Raw genomic sequence first — 1,435 nt, 5'->3', positions numbered from 1 at the left:
GGTTGTTCGTGGTTTCAGAACCAACACAGTGGACGCGAGCAACTGAGGACAAGCCCTCGGCCTATTAGTACCGGTCAGCTCCACCCCTTACAGGGCTTCCACATCCGGCCTATCAACCCAGTCGTCTACTGGGAGCCTTAACCAATCAAGTTGGTGGGAGTCCTCATCTCGAAGCAGGCTTCCCGCTTAGATGCTTTCAGCGGTTATCCCTCCCGAACGTAGCCAACCAGCCATGCCCTTGGCAGGACAACTGGCACACCAGAGGTTCGTCCGTCCCGGTCCTCTCGTACTAGGGACAGCCCTTCTCAAGACTCCTACGCGCACAGCGGATAGGGACCGAACTGTCTCACGACGTTCTAAACCCAGCTCGCGTACCGCTTTAATGGGCGAACAGCCCAACCCTTGGGACCGACTCCAGCCCCAGGATGCGACGAGCCGACATCGAGGTGCCAAACCATCCCGTCGATATGGACTCTTGGGGAAGATCAGCCTGTTATCCCCGGGGTACCTTTTATCCGTTGAGCGACGGCGCTTCCACAAGCCACCGCCGGATCACTAGTCCCGACTTTCGTCCCTGCTCGACCCGTCGGTCTCACAGTCAAGCTCCCTTGTGCACTTACACTCAACACCTGATTGCCAACCAGGCTGAGGGAACCTTTGGGCGCCTCCGTTACTCTTTAGGAGGCAACCGCCCCAGTTAAACTACCCATCAGACACTGTCCCTGATCCGGATCACGGACCCAGGTTAGACATCCAGCACGACCAGACTGGTATTTCAACGACGACTCCACACGGGCTGGCGCCCGCACTTCACAGTCTCCCAGCTATCCTACACAAGCCGAACCGAACACCAATATCAAACTGTAGTAAAGGTCCCGGGGTCTTTCCGTCCTGCTGCGCGAAACGAGCATCTTTACTCGTAGTGCAATTTCACCGGGCCTATGGTTGAGACAGTCGAGAAGTCGTTACGCCATTCGTGCAGGTCGGAACTTACCCGACAAGGAATTTCGCTACCTTAGGATGGTTATAGTTACCACCGCCGTTTACTGGCGCTTAAGTTCTCAGCTTCGCCAAACCGAAGTTTGACTAACCGGTCCCCTTAACGTTCCAGCACCGGGCAGGCGTCAGTCCGTATACATCGCCTTACGGCTTCGCACGGACCTGTGTTTTTAGTAAACAGTCGCTTCTCGCTGGTCTCTGCGGCCACCCCCAGCTCACCGAGTAAATCGGATCACCAGTGATGGCCCCCCTTCTCCCGAAGTTACGGGGGCATTTTGCCGAGTTCCTTAACCATAGTTCACCCGAACGCCTCGGTATTCTCTACCTGACCACCTGAGTCGGTTTAGGGTACGGGCCGCCATGAAACTCGCTAGAGGCTTTTCTCGACAGCATAGGATCATCCACTTCACCACAATCGGCTCGGCATCAGGTCTCA

General features: G+C 56.1%; 1 rRNA gene (only partly in view). It reads right to left on the bottom strand.

Annotation, left to right across the window (positions count from 1 at the left end):
- Nucleotides 1-44: 44 nt before the first annotated feature.
- A 23S ribosomal RNA gene (locus ACFYXC_RS41720) occupies nucleotides 45-1,435 on the bottom strand (it continues 1,797 nt past the right edge of the window).

Origin of the sequence: Streptomyces sp. NPDC002701 (genome assembly GCF_042889045.1) — a bacterium.
GTDB lineage: Bacteria > Actinomycetota > Actinomycetes > Streptomycetales > Streptomycetaceae > Streptomyces.
Note: the sequence above shows the minus strand (reverse complement) of the source record. Positions and strands in the feature narration are given on the sequence as shown.